The organism is Glutamicibacter sp. AOP5-A2-18, from assembly GCF_052446055.1.
Classification (GTDB): domain Bacteria; phylum Actinomycetota; class Actinomycetes; order Actinomycetales; family Micrococcaceae; genus Glutamicibacter.
On the sequence record NZ_JBQSVW010000001.1, the window covers coordinates 3,098,809 to 3,118,022 of the forward strand.

Annotated in this window: 16 protein-coding genes; 4 read left to right on the forward strand and 12 right to left on the reverse strand. The window is 57.0% G+C overall.

Translation table 11 applies throughout. The features are described 5' to 3' along the window. Window positions 1–101 precede the first annotated feature (101 nt). Window positions 102–1,418 carry a LuxR C-terminal-related transcriptional regulator gene (locus ACT3RW_RS14875; protein WP_444614292.1) on the forward strand — a complete coding sequence of 439 codons (1,317 nt, stop codon included), beginning with the start codon at window positions 102–104 and terminating at the stop codon, window positions 1,416–1,418. On the opposite strand, the gene ACT3RW_RS14880 is transcribed toward ACT3RW_RS14875, so the two are convergent. From ACT3RW_RS14880 to ACT3RW_RS14905, 6 genes are all read right to left on the reverse strand, one after another. Then, window positions 1,415–1,924 (reverse strand): flavin reductase family protein, encoded by a 510-nt coding sequence (locus ACT3RW_RS14880; protein ID WP_444614293.1) that lies wholly within the window; start codon window positions 1,922–1,924, stop codon window positions 1,415–1,417. The genes ACT3RW_RS14875 and ACT3RW_RS14880 overlap by 4 nt on opposite strands. After that, complete coding sequence (locus ACT3RW_RS14885; protein ID WP_444614294.1) at window positions 1,921–3,255, reverse strand: NtaA/DmoA family FMN-dependent monooxygenase; 1,335 nt, start codon at window positions 3,253–3,255, stop codon at window positions 1,921–1,923. The genes ACT3RW_RS14880 and ACT3RW_RS14885 overlap by 4 nt, the downstream gene beginning before the upstream one ends. Window positions 3,256–3,351: 96 nt before the next feature. Continuing rightward, complete coding sequence (locus tag ACT3RW_RS14890; protein WP_444614295.1) at window positions 3,352–4,551, reverse strand: MFS transporter; 1,200 nt, start codon at window positions 4,549–4,551, stop codon at window positions 3,352–3,354. A gap of 64 nt (window positions 4,552–4,615) precedes the next feature. Next, window positions 4,616–4,990: a MerR family transcriptional regulator gene (locus ACT3RW_RS14895; protein WP_444614296.1), complete on the reverse strand. Its 375-nt coding sequence runs from the start codon at window positions 4,988–4,990 to the stop codon at window positions 4,616–4,618. Window positions 4,991–5,156: 166 nt separating this feature from the next. Continuing rightward, window positions 5,157–5,876: a hypothetical protein gene (locus ACT3RW_RS14900; protein ID WP_444614297.1), complete on the reverse strand. Its 720-nt coding sequence runs from the start codon at window positions 5,874–5,876 to the stop codon at window positions 5,157–5,159. Window positions 5,877–5,969: 93 nt separating this feature from the next. Further along, complete coding sequence (locus ACT3RW_RS14905) at window positions 5,970–7,406, reverse strand: amino acid permease (RefSeq protein ID WP_444614298.1); 1,437 nt, start codon at window positions 7,404–7,406, stop codon at window positions 5,970–5,972. A gap of 141 nt (window positions 7,407–7,547) precedes the next feature. Here ACT3RW_RS14905 and mmuM point away from each other — a divergent pair, with 141 nt between their 5' ends. Next, window positions 7,548–8,483 (forward strand): homocysteine S-methyltransferase, encoded by a 936-nt coding sequence (mmuM, locus tag ACT3RW_RS14910; protein ID WP_444614299.1) that lies wholly within the window; start codon window positions 7,548–7,550, stop codon window positions 8,481–8,483. Here mmuM and ACT3RW_RS14915 read toward each other — a convergent pair. Next, entirely contained in the window at window positions 8,480–9,319 is an 840-nt protein-coding gene (locus tag ACT3RW_RS14915; RefSeq protein ID WP_444614300.1) for a helix-turn-helix transcriptional regulator, read from the reverse strand. The genes mmuM and ACT3RW_RS14915 overlap by 4 nt on opposite strands. A 149-nt stretch (window positions 9,320–9,468) precedes the next feature. Between ACT3RW_RS14915 and ACT3RW_RS14920 the strand changes: the two genes are divergently transcribed. Then, window positions 9,469–10,650, forward strand: coding sequence for an MFS transporter (locus ACT3RW_RS14920; RefSeq protein WP_444614301.1), 1,182 nt, complete (start codon window positions 9,469–9,471; stop codon window positions 10,648–10,650). Here the strand turns inward: ACT3RW_RS14920 and xdhC are convergent. The 5 genes from xdhC to ACT3RW_RS14945 form a co-directional block, all read right to left on the reverse strand. Beyond that, the gene (gene xdhC, locus ACT3RW_RS14925; RefSeq protein ID WP_444614302.1) at window positions 10,647–11,489 is read right to left on the reverse strand and encodes a xanthine dehydrogenase accessory protein XdhC; all 843 of its coding nucleotides are present in this window, start codon (window positions 11,487–11,489) and stop codon (window positions 10,647–10,649) included. The genes ACT3RW_RS14920 and xdhC overlap by 4 nt on opposite strands. A gap of 2 nt (window positions 11,490–11,491) precedes the next feature. Next, entirely contained in the window at window positions 11,492–13,819 is a 2,328-nt protein-coding gene (gene xdhB / locus ACT3RW_RS14930) for a xanthine dehydrogenase molybdopterin binding subunit (RefSeq protein ID WP_444614303.1), read from the reverse strand. Further along, a complete protein-coding gene (locus tag ACT3RW_RS14935) occupies window positions 13,819–15,306 on the reverse strand; it encodes a xanthine dehydrogenase small subunit (RefSeq protein WP_444614304.1) in 1,488 nt (495 codons plus the stop codon). The genes xdhB and ACT3RW_RS14935 overlap by 1 nt, the downstream gene beginning before the upstream one ends. Before the next feature lie 178 nt (window positions 15,307–15,484). After that, window positions 15,485–16,969, reverse strand: a complete 1,485-nt coding sequence (locus ACT3RW_RS14940; protein WP_444614305.1) for an NCS2 family permease — start codon at window positions 16,967–16,969, stop codon at window positions 15,485–15,487. 9 nt (window positions 16,970–16,978) lie between these two features. Continuing rightward, a complete protein-coding gene (locus ACT3RW_RS14945; protein ID WP_131089262.1) occupies window positions 16,979–17,464 on the reverse strand; it encodes a nucleoside deaminase in 486 nt (161 codons plus the stop codon). A 367-nt stretch (window positions 17,465–17,831) separates the two neighbouring features. Between ACT3RW_RS14945 and ACT3RW_RS14950 the strand changes: the two genes are divergently transcribed. Continuing rightward, a complete protein-coding gene (locus tag ACT3RW_RS14950; protein ID WP_444614306.1) occupies window positions 17,832–19,214 on the forward strand; it encodes an MFS transporter in 1,383 nt (460 codons plus the stop codon).

The window sequence follows — 19,214 nt, forward strand, 5'->3', positions numbered from 1 at the left end:
TCTTCGCCAAAACAAGGAGTGGGCAATACTCCTTTTTTTGACGGTCTTTCCCTACCCATACGGGTAGGGGCATTCGGGTTGCGTGGCCTACACTCGAGACTATGGCCCCATCTTCTAAAGCAACTTCCGGCGAACGGATCTCCCCGGAGCGACTCTGGACGCTACTCGACTCGATCTCCCAGTTGGTCAGCGCCCCACTACTGGAAATTGCTGAACGACTACATACCGCATTGCTTCCGTCGCTGCGCTGTTCCGCGCTGCTGATTTTCACCGAAGAATGTACGGGCAGGCCGCAAAAGAAGTCGGGTCCCGAAGCCATCACCTCCCGGGTGACCATCAATGAATTAGATGAGATTCGCAGCTCAAACCCACAGCAGAATCGGTGGTTAGGTCGGGCCATGATTGGCGGGGAACAGCGCGAGATTCTTGCTGTACGTTATCCGCCGAGCAATGCCATCTTGGTACTTATCAATCCGGTACTGGCACAAGATGTAGTCGATGCCGGTGATACCCGTGATCTGCTTGGCTACCTCTGGGAGCTGGCGGCAGCTCGAATCCGCGAGAAGGTCGCGGACGCCTCCCCTTCTTACCTTCGGGAATCTCGGGCCATGTCTACCGAACGTACTCGGGTGACCACCGAATTGGTGGACCAGTATTCCACCAGCCTGGAATTGATGCTGGCGACCCTGCGCAGCCCTGCGATCAGTGATGCGTTGGCACGAAACAAAACCACCGACATGGCGGCCAAAACCCTGGTCGGATTACGCTCACTTGATGACCGCGTTAATGGGTTGGTCGAGGAACCTGTTGTCAGTGCTTTCACCCGGTTGCGCGAGGACTTACGTCCATTGATCGAATCAGGCGGCGTTGAATTGCAGCTTGTTGAGCCGCCAGCCAATGGCCGAGCCCTGCCCGGCGAAGTCGCTCACGCAGCTCGCTCAATTATGCGCGGGCTAGCGCTAGAGATGATGGAACAAAAACAGATCACCAGGATCCGTGCCCAGTGGGACTGCGATGGTGAAAACTTACTGATTAACGTGCGTGATGACGGACGCGGTGCCTTGGACCACGCGTCCGCCACCATTGCGCGGCTCAACCGTCAGGTGCAAGCCCTCGCAGGCAAAATGCAACTGGAAGCCATCCCTGACTGGGGTACCGATGTATCCATCGCGCTCCCGCTCGATGCCCCTGAACAAACACCGGCCGATCTGGCGCAGTGGAAGCTGGCTGCCCGAGAATTCGAGGTGCTGCAGCTACTGGCCGCAGGTCAATCGAACCGGGCAATTTCCAGTGGCCTGGGCATCAGTGAGAACACGGTAAAGTTCCATACGCGCAACGTGTTCAAGAAGCTGGGAGTGCGTTCGCGCGTTGAAGCCGCTACATTAGCGCACAACGCGGGCATCGTGGCTTCAGCCTAGAGAACACGTGCTTCGTTGGCTAGCGTTCGATACTGAGCGTCAAAATAAACCAGTGGCGCCGCAGTATCGGTTTGCTCCGTGTGAATTTCGTGGACTTGTCCGATCACTATCACGTGGTCTCCGGCGTCGTGCTCGGCCCAGATCTTGCGGTCGAGCCAGCCGAGCGAGCCATCGATGACGGGATTGTTTTGTCCGGTTGGTTTCCACACAATATTCACCCATTTGTCGTCGCCGCCGCGCGCAAATTGATTGGCCACGGACTCTTGCACTTCGGACAAGATATTCACTGCGAACTTGCCGGTGGCACGAATTTTTGGATAGCTGCTCGAACTCTTCATAACGCTGAAGGAGATCAGTGGCGGCTCCATGGAAACGCTATAAAAAGACTGGCAGGTAAAGCCGATGGGTCCTGCCTCATCCAAGCCACTAATCACCGTAAGACCCGACGCATAACGACCGAGCGCACGTCGAAAATCTACCGCATCAATTTTTGTGGCCGGACTCATGCATCGGCACCATTCAGCCGAGGATCCAGCCCATACTGCGCTGGAGCACCCAAATGATCCCAAAGTGTCGCTCCCTCATAATCATGATGATAAAGTCCCCGTTCTTGAAGCAGCGGAATCACCTCGTCAACAAAGGTATCGATGCCGTCTTCATTAACATCAATGTTGATCCAGAAACCGTCGCAGGCCCCAGCTTCAAACCATTGCTGCATGTGATCAGCGGTGACCCCGGCGGTACCCACAGGGGTCGGATGATAATCAATGACCCCGTGCGCAAGAATGTCTCGAATAGTCCAACCCTCGCGAGCAATTTCCAAGGCCCTCTGTGAGCGTGGATCAAATCCACTAGCCTGCGCGACGGCGAGCTGGCCTGGACGCAACGGTTCGTCAATCTGGCTCACATCCAGTTCCCGCCCCAACATGCTCCCCAAATATGGAACTCGTGACGGTGCGGTCTGATCGCCGAGCGCTACACGTCGGTCCAGTGCCGCCCGCTTGGTTGCTCCGATGGCAGGTTGCACACCAGCGAAGAACTTAATTTCATCTGGGTTACGCCCAGCGCGGCTGGCCGCAGCCCGGTAGGCATTGCGCTGCCTGCGGGCGTCGTCAATCGTGTACGTGGCACCGATGACGGCATGGGCATAAAGCCCGGCGAGTTCAATTCCGTTCTCCCCGCCGCCGGCCGAGAAAACAACCGGTTGACCTTGTTCCGAAGGCGGAATAGCCAAGGGGCCGCGGGAGGCTACCTGCTTGCCCTGCATGTTGATCGGTTGGATCTTTGATGCATCAGCCAAGCATCCTGCGGCGGTGTCCTTGATCCAGGCTTCCTGCCCCCAGCTGCCCCACAGACCTTGAACAATTTGAATGGTTTCGTGGGCGCGTTCGTAACGTTGCGGGCGTGGTGCAACATTCTTGCCAAAATTAGCTGCCGATACTGGATCACTCGTGGTGACAGCATTCCATCCCACTCGCCCGTGGCTCATCACGTCCAATGTCTTATACATGCGGGCTAAGTTGTAAGGTTCGTTGAAGGTTGTCGACCCGGTGGCGACCAGCCCTATCCGCTCGGTTTCCCGGGCAATGGCGGCCAGCGTCAGCATGGGTTCCAGGGTGATCGGTGGAGCGTCGCGTTCCACATCTGCCTGCAAACCTAAGAAGTCGGGAAGAAAGAGGAAGGCGAACTTGCCACGTTCAGCAGCCTGCGCGTAACGCACCTGAGCGTCAAAGTTGGTGTAGTTGTTCGGGTCGACTCCCGGTGCACGCCAGGCAGTGCCCTGTGTGCCGTATCCGTTGGCCAAAGTCATGCCTAAGATCATCTGTGGCTTATCCATGGTGGTTATTGCTCCTGCCTCGATGAGGACTTATGAAGTTTAATTGCGCTGATGCCCTGACCAACGGTCGGACATCAGCGCAAAACTGTTGGGTGGTTACTTGGTATTTGGTGCCGGGGATGCGTGACGTCGGGACATCACGACCACAACAAATACCGGTACCAAAAGTGCCAAAGTGGCCCACGGGAGGGTGGACGGTCCACCGTTAGCTAGCACGATTCCGCCAAGTACTCCGCCGGCGGCAATGCCAAGATTCCAGCCGGTGACCAAGACGGCCTGTGCCGTATCCACTGCGCTCCCCGCGGCATTGGTCAGCGCGGTTTGCTGGATACTGCCGGATCCACCAAAGGCGATGCCCCACGCGGCGACCGCAACAAACACTAGTGCCGGCGTTTGTGAAAGGGTTGCCAGGACCAACATGCCCAGTGCAAAGAGCAATACGCTGCCGATCATCATTCGTCGAAGATGACGATCGATCATCAGTCCGACACCCCAAAGTCCCAGTAACGCGGCGAGACCAAATACTAGCAGGACGGCGCCGACGCTAGTGGACATGACTAGCGGATTAAGGAATGCCGCAACATAGGTGTAGATCAAGATGTGGGCGGTGATGTAGAGAACCGAAGTGATGACGATCGGGGCAATTCCAGGCAGGGCAAGAGTTTTGAGTGGTGAAGTGCGTAGAGACTTTTCTTGACCCGGGAAGTTGGGAACGACTGACAGGACCCAGACGAGCACCGCTGCACTGAGTACCGCCATCAGGACAAAGGTTAGTCGCCAACCGATGGCATTGGCGCAGATCACTCCGGCCGGTGTGCCTAGCGCCAAAGCAATGGGCGTGCCGGCCATGGCGATGGTGACGCCGCGGCCACGTTGTTCAGCAGGTACTAGACGGCCAGCGTAGGCGGCCAGACTGCCCCATAGAACTCCGGCACTGATACCCGTGAGAAAGCGGACTACCAAGGTGAACACATAAAAAGGTGAGACGGCTACCAACAAACTGGTGATCACAAAGCCCGATAGGGCTAGAACAAGCAGCCGTTTACGTGGCCATCCCATCGTGGCACTAATGATGGGAATGGCACCGGCGATGGAGCCGATGGCGTAAACCGTAATTGTTTGTCCGGCGGAGGCTTCTGATACGCCGAGATCCGCGCTGAGTCTCGGCAGGATTCCGGCCGGCAGCGTTTCAAGCATTGCGGTAAGGAAGCCAGCGGCGGCGAGCGCAAGCAAGCTTCCAAGTGGCAGCTTTCGCTTGCTCCGCGCCGTGGAAGAATTAGTGAGTGAAGTAGTCATGGAATCATTTTCTAACCTTCACGCCTATGAGAAGGTCAAGTAATTCCAAGCAGATGTGACCTGCTTAACTTGCCAAGACTTTTACGCCGTCCATCGCCTCAACATACCTGGTGATGGAATCCCGGTTTTGAGTCAGTAGATTAATCTGTTTAGCCATGCGATCGCGCTCCCGTAACAGCACTTCGCGTAATCCTGGGTCAGGATCAACAACAACGATTTCCCGCTGCCGATCCAGGCAGGGCAAGATATCGCTGATGATGCGAGTGGGGATACCCGCCTCAATGAGGCCACGGATCTTTTCCACTCGTTCCAGATGTGGCGCCTCATAATACCGGTACCCGTTCTCACTGCGGCCCGGGGTCAGTAGGCCCTGCTCTTCGTAGTACCGAAGCATCCGCGTGGGCACTCCCGATCGTTCCGACAGTTCACCAATGCGCACAATTCCCCCCCCCTTTGCATTTTAGAACCTTAACACTACTGAAAAGGTTGGCCAAGGGCCACAACTGTGTTGCAGATCCACCTTGTAGCCACAGTGCAGCTTGCGCAATCACTGAAAAAGCTGGCAGCCACGCGCTCTGCGTGACTGCCAGCTTTTGCTGAACTATTTAGAACTCGAAGCCACCAAAGTCCCCACCAGATCCGCCGAGGAAGTCGCCCAGACCGCTCTCGCCAGCTGCGGAGATCTGATCCCCGGCACCTGAGAGGCTCTCACCGAACCCATCGGCGATCGAACCAAATTCGTCACCGATACCAGAGAATCCTTCCAGCAACGGTCCGGCAATCGCGGTGCCAATGAAGGCGCCTGCGACACCACCGAGCAGACCTACACCGAGTCCACCGGCACCGGCAGCCAAGCCACCTGCCATGCGTGAGCGTCCCGAGCCAGAACCTAGGATTTTCTCCATGAACCCTGGACGCGATACCTCGGCGCGAGTAGCAGCGCGGGCCAAGTCTTGAGGCTGATCGCTAACTGGTCGTTCTGCCGCCGGCAATTGTTCGGAAAGTTCATTCTGCAACAACGCACGCTGTTGCGGGGTCAGCCGTGAGAAAGCTTCAGTGTGGGCACGCTCCATATCCTGAGGTGGAGCGGTGCGCAGCATGTACTTGTACTTCTCGATAGCTGCTTGGTCTTCTCGCGAAACCCCAGAAGCCGCCGTCTGCTGACCGGCATAATTCTGATTGCCGTAGCCTGACTGCTGCTGCTGTCCATAAGTCGGAGCATTGCCACGCGAACGTTGCGACCCATTAGAGCTACGCTCATTGAGTTGCTCGCGCACGTACTCGCCGGCCATTTGCTTGCCCTTGCGGATCAATTTATTAAACATGGACACGACTATCACTCCTCATATAGGGGAAAGCGGAGCGCTCTGCGCCCGCGTTTCCCCTTTTAACTCCTCAGCAGTGAACTAAGTTCCCTTTTACTGGGCAACGCGTGCTACTTCACGTTCTGGGGTGAAGACTCCGGCACCATGGCGCCAGCGGTAGTACCCAAGGCAGACCAACGTGAATGGAATACCAAACCACAACGCAGGACGCTGGACCGGATCAAAGGCCACGCCTACCAGTGAAGCGGTCAGCAAGACTAGGGCGATGATTGGCAAGATCGGGAACAGCGGAGCCCGGTAAGGCAAAGAATCAGTAGAGCCGTGAACCGCTACATAGTGGCGTCTAAATGACAGGTGAGAAGCGCAGATGACTATCCAGACAGCCACTACAGCAAAACCCGCCACAGAGACCAAAGCGAGGAACAGCGACTCGGCAGCGATAAAACTGGAGAACAGTGAAACCAGTCCGCCGAGCATGGACAGACTCAACGCCAGCATTGGAATGCCACGGCTATTGGTCTTGGACAGTACCTTCGGAGCCTGCCCGGCAACACCCATCGAGTGCAACATGCGAGCGCAGGAGTACAACCCGGAGTTACCTGCGGAGAGCAACGCAGTGATGATGACAAAGTTCATCACGTCAGCTCCGGCAGGTAGACCGGCCACGTCAAGCACGGTGACAAAGGGAGACTCATTCGCTCCAGCTTCAGCAAAGGGAATGATCGCGGCAATCACAACAATGGCGCCGATGAAGAAAATGGTCAGACGAACCACCGCGGTACGGATGGCCCGAGGGATGCTCAACTGTGGGTTCTTGGCTTCGCCGGCGGCTACACCGATCAGCTCGGTACCGCTGAAGGCGTAGAACACCGACAAGATTGTTACCAGCACCCCGGAGATTCCGGTGGGGAACAGACCGTCTTCGGTGTTGAAGTTAGACAGACCAATAGTCCCGGCGTCACTAGCTGGGTTGATTCCAAAGATGGTCGCAGCACCCACAACGATCACCAACAGCACCGCGGCAACCTTGATCAGCGCAAACCAGAACTCCGTCTCACCAAAGACACGTGAAGAAATGGCGTTCAACGCAAAGAGGATGGCGGCGAAGATCAGTGAAAAGACCCAGACGGAAACCGAGGGGAACCAACGTTGCATCAGCAGACCGGCGGCCGTGAACTCACTGGCCAAGGCTACTGCCCAGCACAACCAGTAGAGCCATGCGGTAGCAAAGCCCCACGCCGGACCAAGATCTCGGGTGGCATGGGCGTGAAAGCCGCCGGCCACTGGATAGCGTGCTGAAAGTTCACCTAATCCGCTCATCACCATGTAGGCCACCAGCGCGCCCACCGCATATGCCAGTACGGCTCCTAGCGGTCCGGCTTGAGCGATGGTGTAACCAGAGGATACGAACAGACCCGAACCGATCACACCGCCCAAAGCAATCATCACCAGGTGACGCGAGGTCATAGTTCTTCGCAGCCCGGACTCAGATTCTGAGGTCTCTTGGTTGCTGATGATGCTCTCGGTCATGGGGCTCCTTCTGAAATGAATGCGTTTCAGAATATCGGGATTTGTCACCTAGTTTCGCTGTGCACGTCATCTTCAGTCATGCGGCGTCAAACTCAGTCTTTCAACGCCTTGGGCTGTACCCTCGAGGACGTGAATATCACTGTGCATCCCGCTGATTTCCTTCAAGCCCTGCGTGCCGAAGGCACCACACCGATCATCCTCGATGGTGGTCTGGGCACCCATCTAGCAGAACGTGGCAATGACGTCACTGGGAAACTTTGGTCAGCGCAGATCCTCATGGACCGTCCCGAAGAAGTTCGCGCTGCACACCAAGACTTTTTTGCTGCTGGCGCGCAAGTTGCGACCACTTGCTCCTACCAAGTGAGCCTCGATGGGCTGGCGGGTGTCGGTTCCTCCGACAAGTTCGAAACCATGCTGCACACCAGCGTGCGGCTGGCCAGAGAAGCGGCCACGACTGAAACCTCAGAAACTCCACGCTGGGTCGCCGTCTCGGTCGGACCCTACGGCGCAGGACCCGGTGCGGGTACCGAATACGATGGCGCCTATGATCTGGATGCTGCGCAGCTGGCTCAATGGCACCGCGCCCGAGTAGAAATTCTGGCCGAGACCGACGCAGACCTGATCATTTTTGAAACGGTGCCTAGTCTGGCCGAGGTGGAAGCCTTAGCCTCAGTGGCCAAGGAGCTGACGCTGCCAGTTTGGCTCAGCCTTGCGGTTCGCGCTGATGAGCAAGGAAATGTGGTGCTGGGTGATGGCACCGATCTTCGCGCAGCTGCCAAGCTGATTGAAGACTCTGGTGTCTGGGCAGGTGTGGGTGTGAACTGTTGCCCAGTGCCTCAAGCGGTGGACGCCCTGAAAATTCTTGGCGAAGAAACTAATCTTCCACTCTCCGCCTACCCGAACAGCGGTGAGATTTGGGATCATGAAGCACGCGTCTGGATTCCGGGAACTGAAGGCAACGACCTTCCTTCCGCTGTCCCTGCGCTCATCGCCGCTGGCGCCCGGCTGATCGGCGGTTGCTGCCAGGTCAGCCCAGAACAGATCACCCGGGTGCGCGAAGCAGCACAACAAGGCTAACGCCCGGAAAGCGTGTTAATCGCTAGTCGGCTTGGGCTATCAGCTTCGGTGGTATAGAACTCGACCCGATAATCCGGGAATGCCGGCTGGCTCAATACGTGATAAGTCAGCTCGATGGTTCCTGCTTGTGGATGATGCAAGATACGTTGTCCAAAGCTGCATTCGCGGACCTTGGTACTCGCCCAAAATTCTGCGAACTCACTGCTGCGCATCATCAGCTCACCAATGAGCTCGGCTAAGTCCCGGTCCTCGGGGTAGCGTCCGCTGAGCATCCGCAAGAAAGCGACATGGGTCCCGGCACAGTGCTCCCATTGACCCTCTTGGGCTCGAGTCTGGGAATCAAGGAACAGCATGCGGGTGGTCGATGGACGCGTTGCTGGGTTCAGCGGTGCGTCAAAGTCTAAATGGCTACCAAGTAATTGATGCCCGAGCTGATTCCACGCAAGGATGTCATTGCGACGGCCTAACAAGAGTGCCGGCACCTGCGGCATCGCAGCCAATAAATCCAACATCGGTGCCGGTGCACTTTCCGCCTTGGGTCGGCGCAACTTGACGGCGGGCCGCGCACCATTCAAATCCTTCAGATGTGCACGCTCAGCTTCGTCGAGCATCAGCACCTTTGCTAGCGCTTCTAGTACCCGCTCCGAAGCGTTGGTACTACTGCCCTGTTCCAAACGTGTGTAATAAGCAACGCTCACACCTGCCAGGTGGGCAATTTCCTCTCGTCGCAGGCCCGATACCCGGCGTCCTCCACGCACTGAAATGCCATGGTCTGCTGGCGAAACGGCGGCCCGGCGGTGTTTGAGGAAGGTTCCTAGATCATTGGTTTGCGTCACGCGGACAGTCTAGTCCTCCACCTAGCATCCGGACGAAGATCAAGGTAACCCTGCCAGGAGTACCAAAAGCAGGTGTCTGTTTGCGCCGCGAAAAACCAGCGAGCATGGATTCTAAGACAATAACTACCCATTAAGGATCCCGCACTCTTATGCCTCTGGCTCTGCTCGCTTTAGCTCTTGGCGCTTTCGCCATCGGAAGCACAGAATTTCTGACCAATGGACTGTTGTCATCGCTCTCGGGCGAATTGGACGTCACCATTGCGCAAGCCGGCATGGTCAGCACTGCTTACGCGTTGGGTCAGATGTGTGGACCAGTTCTGGCGCTGGCGTTGCTGCGTCTTCCAACAAAACGCACCCTGCTCATACTCATGGCGATCTTCACCGTGGGCAACTTCCTCGCCTCTTTAAGCCCGAGCTTCGGATTTTTGCTGGGCAACCGTTTTGTCACCGCGTGGTCCCACACAGCGTTTTTCGGCGTTGCCTCCGTGGCCGCTTCCGGCTTAGTTCCAGCCAAAAAGCAGGGCAGCGCCATCGCGCTGGTATTCACCGGGTTGACCCTGTCGATGCTCTTGGGCATGCCCTTAGGCACGTTGATCGGTCAGGCCGCCGGCTGGCGAGCGTCCTTCGTAGTAGTCACCATCATTAGCCTGATCAGTTTGGTGGGCCTGGCCTTGTTGTTGCCTGCCGATCGCAGTCTCGAACCGGTTAGCTACCGAAACAGTTTGCGCCCCTTCACGAATCCTCGCCTTTGGGTGGCTTTGAGCGCCACTGCGATCGGCTTCGGAGGACTATTCGCCTCATTTACCTTTATTGAACCGATGCTGACACAGGTTTCAGGGTTCAGCAGTGGCCAGGTAATTTGGCTATTGGGAATCTATGGCGCTGGATTGGTAGTGGGCAATTCGCTCTCAGGCAAAGCCGCAGACCGCGCATTGGTCCGCACCACGGTGGTCCTATTACTTTTGCTGGCTACGGTACTAGCTGTCTTGGCTTTTGGCGCCACCCATAAAACGGTGGTCATTCCGTCATTATTCTTGCTTGGTGCGTGCGGGTTTGGATTGCTCACTCCGTTGCAAACTTTTGTGCTGCGTTTTGCAGGATCAGACTCCCCTTTGGTCGGAACGGCCAACACCGCAGCATTGGGCGCAGGGATCATGCTCGGATCATTGCTTGGTGGATTCATACTGGATTCCTCCGGCAGCTTCACGGCAATAAATCTGGCAGCCTCGGCCATGACCCTCCTTGGCTTTGTGGTGTACGTGGTTGCTGCCAGTACCTCTAGGCAGAAACCACGTACTGCTCACCTTGTTGGGCATCCGGCCGGCGACTAGGCGCGCAGCTCAACCACGTTGTGACTCTGAGATTGGCTTTGCGTATGGTGATCTCCCAAGAGCTGCATTAGCTGCGCGGCAACACTCACCGCGATCACCGCAGGCTGTTTGCCGGTGACCTCAGGAATGCCAATGGGGCACTGGATCCGTGAAATCTCTTGTTCGCTGTGTCCACTGTCGCTCAGGTTTTTGCGAAAACGGGTCCATTTGGCTTTGGAACCAATCAACCCGATGGATCCCAGCGAAGGATGAGCTAACGCAGCGTCACTGAGGTGGAAGTCCTCGGCATGATCATGAGTCATGATCAGCACATGACTTCCCTCCGGAAGAGTACTGAGCACCTGTTCACCCATGACCGCCACCTGCGCCTGAATTGAAGCAACACTGTGTTGTAGCAATGAAGCGGCCTCGATCGCTTCAGGACGCGAGTCCGTGAGATACAGGTCAATGGGGTGACGGGAGAGGATACGGGCCAGCTCCATGCCCACATGCCCCAACCCAAAAATCGCCACAGTTTTTGGCACCGGCAACGGTTCAAGCAAAAGCTTCACTTCCCCACCACAACATTGCCGACCATAGGTGGCCGGGGCCTTGTCATTAAGCCGCAGCTCCATGGTTTCCGGTCGCGTTGCACCTTCGCTGATCAGCTGTCGGGCACGGGTGATGGCAGCCATTTCCAGGTTGCCACCACCGACCGTGCCAAAGGTTTTATCTTGGGAGATGACCATCTTGGCCCCGGCCTCGCGCGGGGCATGCCCACGCACTGCAGTGAGCGTCAACAAGACCGCGGCCCGGCGCTGGCTTCGCAAGGCAGTGACCGCATCAATCCACGATTCCACTGTTACTCACGCACCGAGTCGATAGCCCAGAACACCGCTTCGGGAGTTGCCGGGGACGCCAAGGTGACCGAGCTACCTTCCGGACCAAAAGCGGCAACCGCTTGGCGCAATGCTTCGCGTACCGAGAAGGCCAACATCAAAGGCGGTTCACCAACAGCCTTGGAACCGTACACCACGCCTTCTTCATGCGCCTTATCCAGCAAGGCAACATTAAAGACTTCGGGCATCTCGGAGAAGCTCGGGATCTTGTAGGTGCTGGCCGCTTGGGTTGCTACCCGTCCACGCCCTGGACCATCAGAGGTGTCCCAACGTAGATCTTCAAGGGTCAGCCAACCGGTGCCTTGAACAAACCCACCTTCGATTTGTCCTAGGTCAATCATGGGCGAGAGCGAATCTCCAACGTCATGCACAATATCGACTCGACGCAAGACGTAGGAACCATCAAAGCAGCTGACTTCTACCTCACTGGCTGCTACACCATAAGAGAAGTACTTAAACGGGCTGCCGGTCATGCGTGCCAGGTCCCAGTGCAGTCCCTCGGTGCGGTAGTATCCGGCAGCCGATAACTGGATGCGCTGCATATAGGCATCACGGACAACGTCATTCCATTCCAGCTCTTCGGTTTTGCCCAACGCCGTGATCTTGCCGTGGGCAAAACGAACATCTGCAGCTGGAACCCCAAACTTTCCGGCCGCCACGTGAGCCAGTCGAGCTTGGATCTGCTCACAAGCGTCCTTGACCGCACCACCGTTAAGGTCACTGCCGGAGCTGGCGGCGGTGGCCGAAGTATTGGGCACCTTGTCGGTACGTGTGGGAGCGATGCGCACGCTGGATAGCGGAACACCCAAACTGGTCGCGGCCACCTGCAGCATCTTGGTGTGCAGGCCTTGACCCATCTCGGTGCCACCGTGATTAACCAGCACTGATCCGTCTTTATAGACCAGCACCAGTGCCCCACCTTGGTTAAAGGCAGTGAGGTTAAACGAGATACCGAACTTCACCGGGGTGATAGCCAGCGCTCGCTTGCTGTACGGATTACTGGCATTGAACTGAGCAATCTCTGCTTCACGCCCAGCTATATCTGCCGAATCAAGCACCTGCTGCCAGGCAGCATCAATACGTTCTGGATGACGCACCGGCTGGAAGTAGGGAGTGTCCTGGCCTTCGGTGTAAAAATTACGTCGGCGCAGTTCTCTGGCTTCGATACCAAGTTGCGGGGCGACCCGTCCCAAAATATCTTCCATGACCAGCATGCCTTGGGGCCCACCAAATCCACGGAATGCGGTCTGCGAGGTTTTGTGGCATTTAGCTACCCGCCCGGCAACCCGAATATTAGGGATCCAGTACGAGTTGTCGATATGGCACATGGCGCGGGTCAGCACTGGCTCTGACAGGTCCAGGCTCCACCCGCCATCAGCGGTGAGCTGCGCGTCTAAGGCAAGGATTCGGCCTTGGTCATCAAAACCGATTTTCCAGCTGGCATAGAAGCCATGACGTTTGCCGGTCATGGTCATATCCAAGGTGCGGTCCAACCGCACCCGCACCGGACGCCCAGTGAGTTTGGCGCCCAAAGCGGCTACCGCTGCATAACCGTGCGGCTGCATTTCCTTGCCACCAAAACCGCCGCCCATGCGCAGCACCTGCACGGAAATCTCGTGCGCTGGTATTCCAAGCACGTGCGAAACGATGTCTTGAGTTTCGGTGGGATGCTGGGTTGAGCAGTGAATCAGAATCTGTCCACTCTCATCAATCAGCGCCAACGAGTTCTGCGTTTCTAGGTAGAAGTGTTCCTGCCCAGCAAAGTCGAAGTCACCTTCAAACACGTGTGCTGCCTGTTCAAAACCTGCATCCCAATCGCCCTTTTGGATCACCGGCTGAATACCGTGGAAGCTACCGGCTTTGATGGCATCTTGCACGGTGATCAAGGATTCCAGCGGCTCATAGTCCACGGAAACTGCTTTGGCTCCGGCCTTGGCTGCTTCCAGATTTTCGCCGAGTACCCAAGCCACCGGTTGGCCATAAAACATGACCTCATCTACCGGCAGCAGTGGCTCATCGTGTTTGGCGCCTTGGTCATTAACTCCGGGAATATCCCCTGCAGTGATGACCTTGATAACGCCCGGGATATGCAGCGCTTCGCTGGTATCCAGGTTCAAGATTTTGGCGTGGGCCACGGTGGATTGCACTGGGTAGGCGTGTAATACTCCCGAAAGTCGGTGGGCCAGATCATCGGTGTACAGCGCGGTGCCCGTGACGTGGGCAGCGGCCGATTCATGGCGTTGACGCTGACCAACAATGGGCGCTTCGGGTCGTTGAGATAGCTGGCTCATTACTTCGCCTCCTTCATAGGGGCTTGCACCGCTAGTTGTTGGGCGTAGAAACGTTCAAGCGACGAGGCAAGCATCGCTTTGCGATACTTGGCGCTGGCCCGATGGTCATCCATTGGTGTGCCTTCTTCAGCCATCACGGCGGCCGCTTCACGAATCGTGGTGATATTCCAGGCCTTGCCTTCCAGCATGGCCTCGGTGGCCACCGCACGGAGCGGGGTTGCGGCCACACCGCCCAAACCGATTCGAGCTGTGCTGATCACTCCGTCCACCACGGTCAGCGCGTAGCCCACGGCAACAGATGAAATATCGTCAAAGCGTCGCTTGGAAATCTTCTGAAAACTGGTGTGTGTAGCCAGCGGCAGCGGAATGCGGATCGCGGTAATCAGCTCGCCTGCACTACGCACGGTCTGTCGGTAGCCGGTGAAGTACTGGGCTAGCTCCACCACTCGTTGACCTTGCACGCTGGTCAAAACTAATTGCGCTTCCAAGGCCAGTAAGGCCGGTGGTGTGTCACCAATGGGCGAGCCGGTGCCAAGATTTCCGCCAATGGTGGCCGAGTTTCTAATCAATCTGGACGCAAACTGTCCAAAGAGCTGACCCAACAACGGCACGCGGCCAGCGAGGTGCCGTTCCACCTCACTCAAGGTCAGGCTTGCACCAAATTCAAGAAAGTCATCCTCCCCACGAATTTGACGCAATTCTTCCAACCGGTCAATCGCCACCACACTGCGAGCGCGAGCGCCTTTAATATTGACCTCAACACCCCAGTCGGTACTGCCAGCCACGACGGTGGATTGCGGTTCATCGGCCAAGATCTGTAACGCTTCGCTCAGTGAGGCTGGGCGGCGGAAGCGTCCAAGTTCACCGGTGGGAGTATCGGCGGTGTACAGGTCGGTGGCTACCGGTGCCGGTGCGCTGTTGGATTGGCGGGCTGCTAACGGATCATCTGCTGCCGGCTCCCCCAGTGCGTAGGCGGCGTCGCGAATCGGGCGGTAGCCGGTGCAACGACACAGGTTTCCAGATAGTGCGTGCAGGTCAAAACCATTGGGTCCGCATTCATGGCCTGGCTCCGCTGTGCCCTGCGCCGAACGCTCTGGACGGTAGTACTCAGCTGCCATCGAGCAGATGAAGCCGGGTGTGCAGTAACCGCACTGCGACCCTCCACGCTCAGCCATCTCTTCTTGGACCGGGTGCAGGTTTTCAACCGGACCCAAGCCTTCAGAGGTGATCACTTCTTGACCGTCTAGGGCCGCGGCTGGAACTAGACAGGCGTTCACCGAGGTCCAACGGCTGCCGTCGCCATCGGTGCGTGCCACCAAAATGGCGCACGCACCGCACTCGCCTTCAGCGCAGCCTTCCTTGCTGCCAACCAAACCTTGGTTGCGCAAAAAATCTAGTGCGTTGCTGTGTGGCGGACCATTGAAGTCCAGTGGGTTGCCGTTGACCGTGATCTGGCAGTCGGTTTGTAGTGAATTTTCGGCACTCATGCCGTTAACACCTCCTGCACCCAGCTAAATGGGTGCACCATGAATGAAATGGATACTGTGCGGGACGTACCGCGGTTAGTGTCCGTGCGCGATCTGGCCCTTGGACCAGGCGGTGGTTTCACCCATGGGTTGTTTCTCCTTCAACTGCGTACTGAACTCAAATATAACCCGGATCACATCACCCAAGCAGGAGCGTGAGCGGTCCTCTGGCAAAGTAGATCAGGAATCCGAAGGCCACGACCCACATCAGTGGATGCACCTTCTTGTGGCGCCCTGCTGCAGTATTGACCACAACCCAGGCGATGAACCCAGCACCAATTCCGTTGGCAATTGAATAGGTCAACGGCATGGTGATCAGGGTCAGGAATGCTGGCATGGCTGAAGAGAACCGCTTAAAGTTGATCTCGCGGATCTGCGCGCACATCATGGTTCCTACCAAGACCAGCGCTGCGGCGGCCACTTCCATGGGCACCACCGAGGTGAGCGGTGTGAAGAACATGGAGCCAAGGAACAATACTCCGGTGATTACCGAAGCCAGTCCGGTCCTTGCGCCTTCGCCAATGCCGGCGGCCGAATCAACGTACACCGTATTGGACGAACTAGATCCAGCACCACCAGCAACCGCTCCCAAACCTTCGCTCACAAAGGCTGCCTTGAGCCGTGGGAACGTGCCGTCCTTGCTGGCTAGTCCGGCGTTTTTGGCCAAACCCGTCATCGTACCCATGGCGTCAAAGAAGTTCGTGAAGACCAGGGTGAAGACCAGCATGGTGGCTGCCAACACTCCGATTCGGCTGAAGGAGCCGAGCAAGTCAAAGTTCCCGGCCAATGACAGATCTGGCAGCGAGACAATATTGCCCTGAAGTATGGGCATGTTCAGATGCCAGCCGTGCAGATTGCTATCGCTGCTCGGTCCGATCTTAAAGACCTGTTCAGCAATGACCGCCAGCACCGTAGAGATGATGATGCCAATCAGGATCCCGCCCTGTACTCCGCGGGCTACCAGCGCCCCCATGATCAGCAGTCCGAGGACAAAGATCATGGTCGGTATCGAAACAATTGATCCACCCTCCCCTAGCTGCACCGGAGGTCCGGCCGGGGTGCGGGTGACAAACCCGGAATCTACAAAGCCAATGAAGGTGATAAACAGTCCGATACCTACGGTGATGGCAGCCTTCAGGTCCTTGGGGATGGCCCGGAAAATCGCAGTACGGATACCGGTCATTCCAAAGATGACAATCAATACACCGTTGATCACTACCAGTCCCATGGCCTCCGGCCAGGTGACATCTTGGACCACCGAAACGGCCAGGAAGGAATTCATCCCCAGCCCGGCGGCCAGTGAGAAAGGAAGGTTGGCGACCATGCCAAACAGGATGGTCATCACCCCAGCCGTCAGCGAGGTCATCGCTCCCACCTGGGCTGCCGGCAACCAGTTTCCTGCCATGTCAAGCGGTGCTGCATCGTTGCTGAATCCACCAAGGATCAGCGGGTTGAGGATGACGATATAGGCCATCGTAAAGAAGGTCACCAACCCGCCGCGAACCTCGCGGGCGAGGGTGGATCCACGGCCGGTGATGTTAAAGAAGGAATCGAGAATCTTCTTTGGTCCGCTTGGTTTTGGTGCGGACGCGACAGGGGCTTGCTGACGACTAAGCGTTGTCATGACCGGCGCCTAGTAATCGGTGCGGGATTCCAAGGAGTCCCAGGCCTGGAAAGGCTTGAGATATTGGACTGATTCGTGCTCGAAGTGTTGCACCGGCATTAGCGCGCGGTTTGATTCTTGCTCGAAATATTCGTAGAAGACTGCGTCATCAAAGCCTGCTTTCGCAGCATCGTGACGGTCTGCGGCGAAGTAGACCTTGCCGATGCGTGCCCACAATGAGGTGGCCAAGCACATGGGGCAAGGTTCGCAGCTGGTGTAGAGAACGCAGCCGCTCAAGTCGAACGTTTCTAGTGCTGCGGCCGCGGTGCGGATGGCAACTACCTCGGCGTGAGCCGATGGGTCGTTGGTTGCGGTAACGCGGTTGACTCCTTCGAAGACCTGTCCGTCTGCCGTGACCACTACGGCGCCGAAGGGGCCGCCTGCATTGTTCACGTTCTGGGTGGCAAGGTCGATGGCCATCGAAAGATAGTCCTGGCCAGTGGTATTAACGCTCATCGCGTGTCTCCTCATGCTTTCGTCAAGCACGACGCATCACGAGGTAACCCACCACGACCCGACCGTACTTGGCTGCTGAAATTTATCAGTTGCACGCCCGGTAGATAGCGACCCATTGATGGGTGCCCGCCATAGACACGTATGAGAGTATCAGTGTGATCTGGGGCTCGCAATCTTTTTGAGATTGTTTTTTCACATTATGAATAAATCGCTGTTTTTTGCGTTTCCAACGGATTACCAATCTCTATCGGCCCAAAATTGTGGTCGGTGAGATTAAGTTCCCCTCGGTGCAACACCCACCGCACGTAAGTGAAATACCGGTTTGTCATGCTCTAAGCATCAGTCATCTGCGAAGGGATAAACCGCCGTGAGTTCACAAGTCGACCCAGGTACGCAACTGCGCACCTCCAGCGCACCATCCCTTGATATCAGCCCTGGACGCTGGATCAACAACTGGACCCCTGAAGATTCCAACTTCTGGAACGGCGTTGGTCAAACGACCGCCGGCCGTAACCTCAAATGGTCCATCTTCGCCGAGTTCCTTGGCTTTAGCATCTGGCAGCTTTTTGCCATCGTGGTTGTCTACCTGCCAACGGCAGGATTCACCTACAGCACCTCCCAGCTCTTCTGGCTCATCTCCATGCCAAGCCTGATCGGCGCCACCCTGCGCATCCCATACACCTTCATGGTTGCTCGCTTCGGCGGACGCAACTGGACCATCGTTTCGGCTCTGCTGCTGCTAGTCCCCGCGGTGGGACTCTCCTTGGCCCTGGCCAACACCTCCACCCCATTCGGCGTCATGCTGCTGCTAGCGGCCCTCACCGGTTTTGGTGGCGGCAACTTCGCCTCCTCGATGGCTAACATCACCCACTTTTACCCAGCAGCACAAAAGGGTTGGGCACTGGGCCTGAACGCGGCCGGTGGTAACCTCGGTGCCGCCGTAGCTCAGCTGTTGGTTCCCATCGCCATCACCGTTTTTGCAGCCGGATCCCTGCAGTTGCCACTAGCTGGTGTCATCTGGATTCCATTGATCCTCATCTCCGCTTATGGCGCATGGCGCTACATGCACAACCTGACTTCAGCTAAGTCAGATGTTCGTGGAGCGATTGCCTGCCTGAAGGAAAAGCACCTGTGGATCATCTCCTGCCTGTACGTAGGAACCTTCGGCTCCTTCATCGGGTTTGCTGCCGTCTTCCCTAAGCTGATCGTTGATACCTTCCCGGCCTTCTCTCACTTGCCACTGGGCACCGCAACTATCACCTTGGCGTTCCTGGGCCCACTGGTCGGTTCGCTCTCCCGCCCTTATGGTGGCAAGCTGGCTGACCGCATTGGTGGAGCAAAGGTCACCGTGGCCGCCCTGGCCACCATGGCTCTGATTACCGCACTGGTTGTGGTGACCTTGCCACTGGCGAACTTCTGGCTATTCCTTGTATTGTTCTTGATGCTCTTCGCCTCCACGGGTATCGGTAACGGTTCCACCTACCGCATGATCCCCGCAGTATTTGCCCTCGGTGTCGGCTCCAAGGGTGCCGAAGCATCACGCAAGTCGGCAGCTGCCCTGGGCCTGATCTCAGCCATTGGCGCCTACGGTGGATTCCTGATTCCGCAGGCCCTGGGACTATCGATGTCCAACGCCGGTTCCTACACCCCAGCGTTTATCGTCTTCATCGTGGCCTACCTCGGGCTGATGCTGATGACTTGGTTCAACTACGCTCGTCGCGGGACCCGTTTCGCCCAGCATGGAGTCTAA

Excerpts from the sequence above, each read along its gene's own strand:
- ACT3RW_RS14875 (WP_444614292.1), top strand. The coding sequence starts at position 102 with ATGGCCCCATCTTCTAAAGCAACTTCCGGCGAACGGATCTCCCCGGAG.
- ACT3RW_RS14880 (WP_444614293.1), bottom strand. The coding sequence starts at position 1,924 with ATGAGTCCGGCCACAAAAATTGATGCGGTAGATTTTCGACGTGCGCTC.
- ACT3RW_RS14885 (WP_444614294.1), bottom strand. The coding sequence starts at position 3,255 with ATGGATAAGCCACAGATGATCTTAGGCATGACTTTGGCCAACGGATAC.
- ACT3RW_RS14890 (WP_444614295.1), bottom strand. The coding sequence starts at position 4,551 with ATGACTACTTCACTCACTAATTCTTCCACGGCGCGGAGCAAGCGAAAG.
- ACT3RW_RS14900 (WP_444614297.1), bottom strand. The coding sequence starts at position 5,876 with ATGTTTAATAAATTGATCCGCAAGGGCAAGCAAATGGCCGGCGAGTAC.
- ACT3RW_RS14905 (WP_444614298.1), bottom strand. The coding sequence starts at position 7,406 with ATGACCGAGAGCATCATCAGCAACCAAGAGACCTCAGAATCTGAGTCC.
- ACT3RW_RS14920 (WP_444614301.1), top strand. The coding sequence starts at position 9,469 with ATGCCTCTGGCTCTGCTCGCTTTAGCTCTTGGCGCTTTCGCCATCGGA.
- xdhB (WP_444614303.1), bottom strand. The coding sequence starts at position 13,819 with ATGAGCCAGCTATCTCAACGACCCGAAGCGCCCATTGTTGGTCAGCGT.
- ACT3RW_RS14935 (WP_444614304.1), bottom strand. The coding sequence starts at position 15,306 with ATGAGTGCCGAAAATTCACTACAAACCGACTGCCAGATCACGGTCAAC.
- ACT3RW_RS14940 (WP_444614305.1), bottom strand. The coding sequence starts at position 16,969 with ATGACAACGCTTAGTCGTCAGCAAGCCCCTGTCGCGTCCGCACCAAAA.
- ACT3RW_RS14945 (WP_131089262.1), bottom strand. The coding sequence starts at position 17,464 with ATGAGCGTTAATACCACTGGCCAGGACTATCTTTCGATGGCCATCGAC.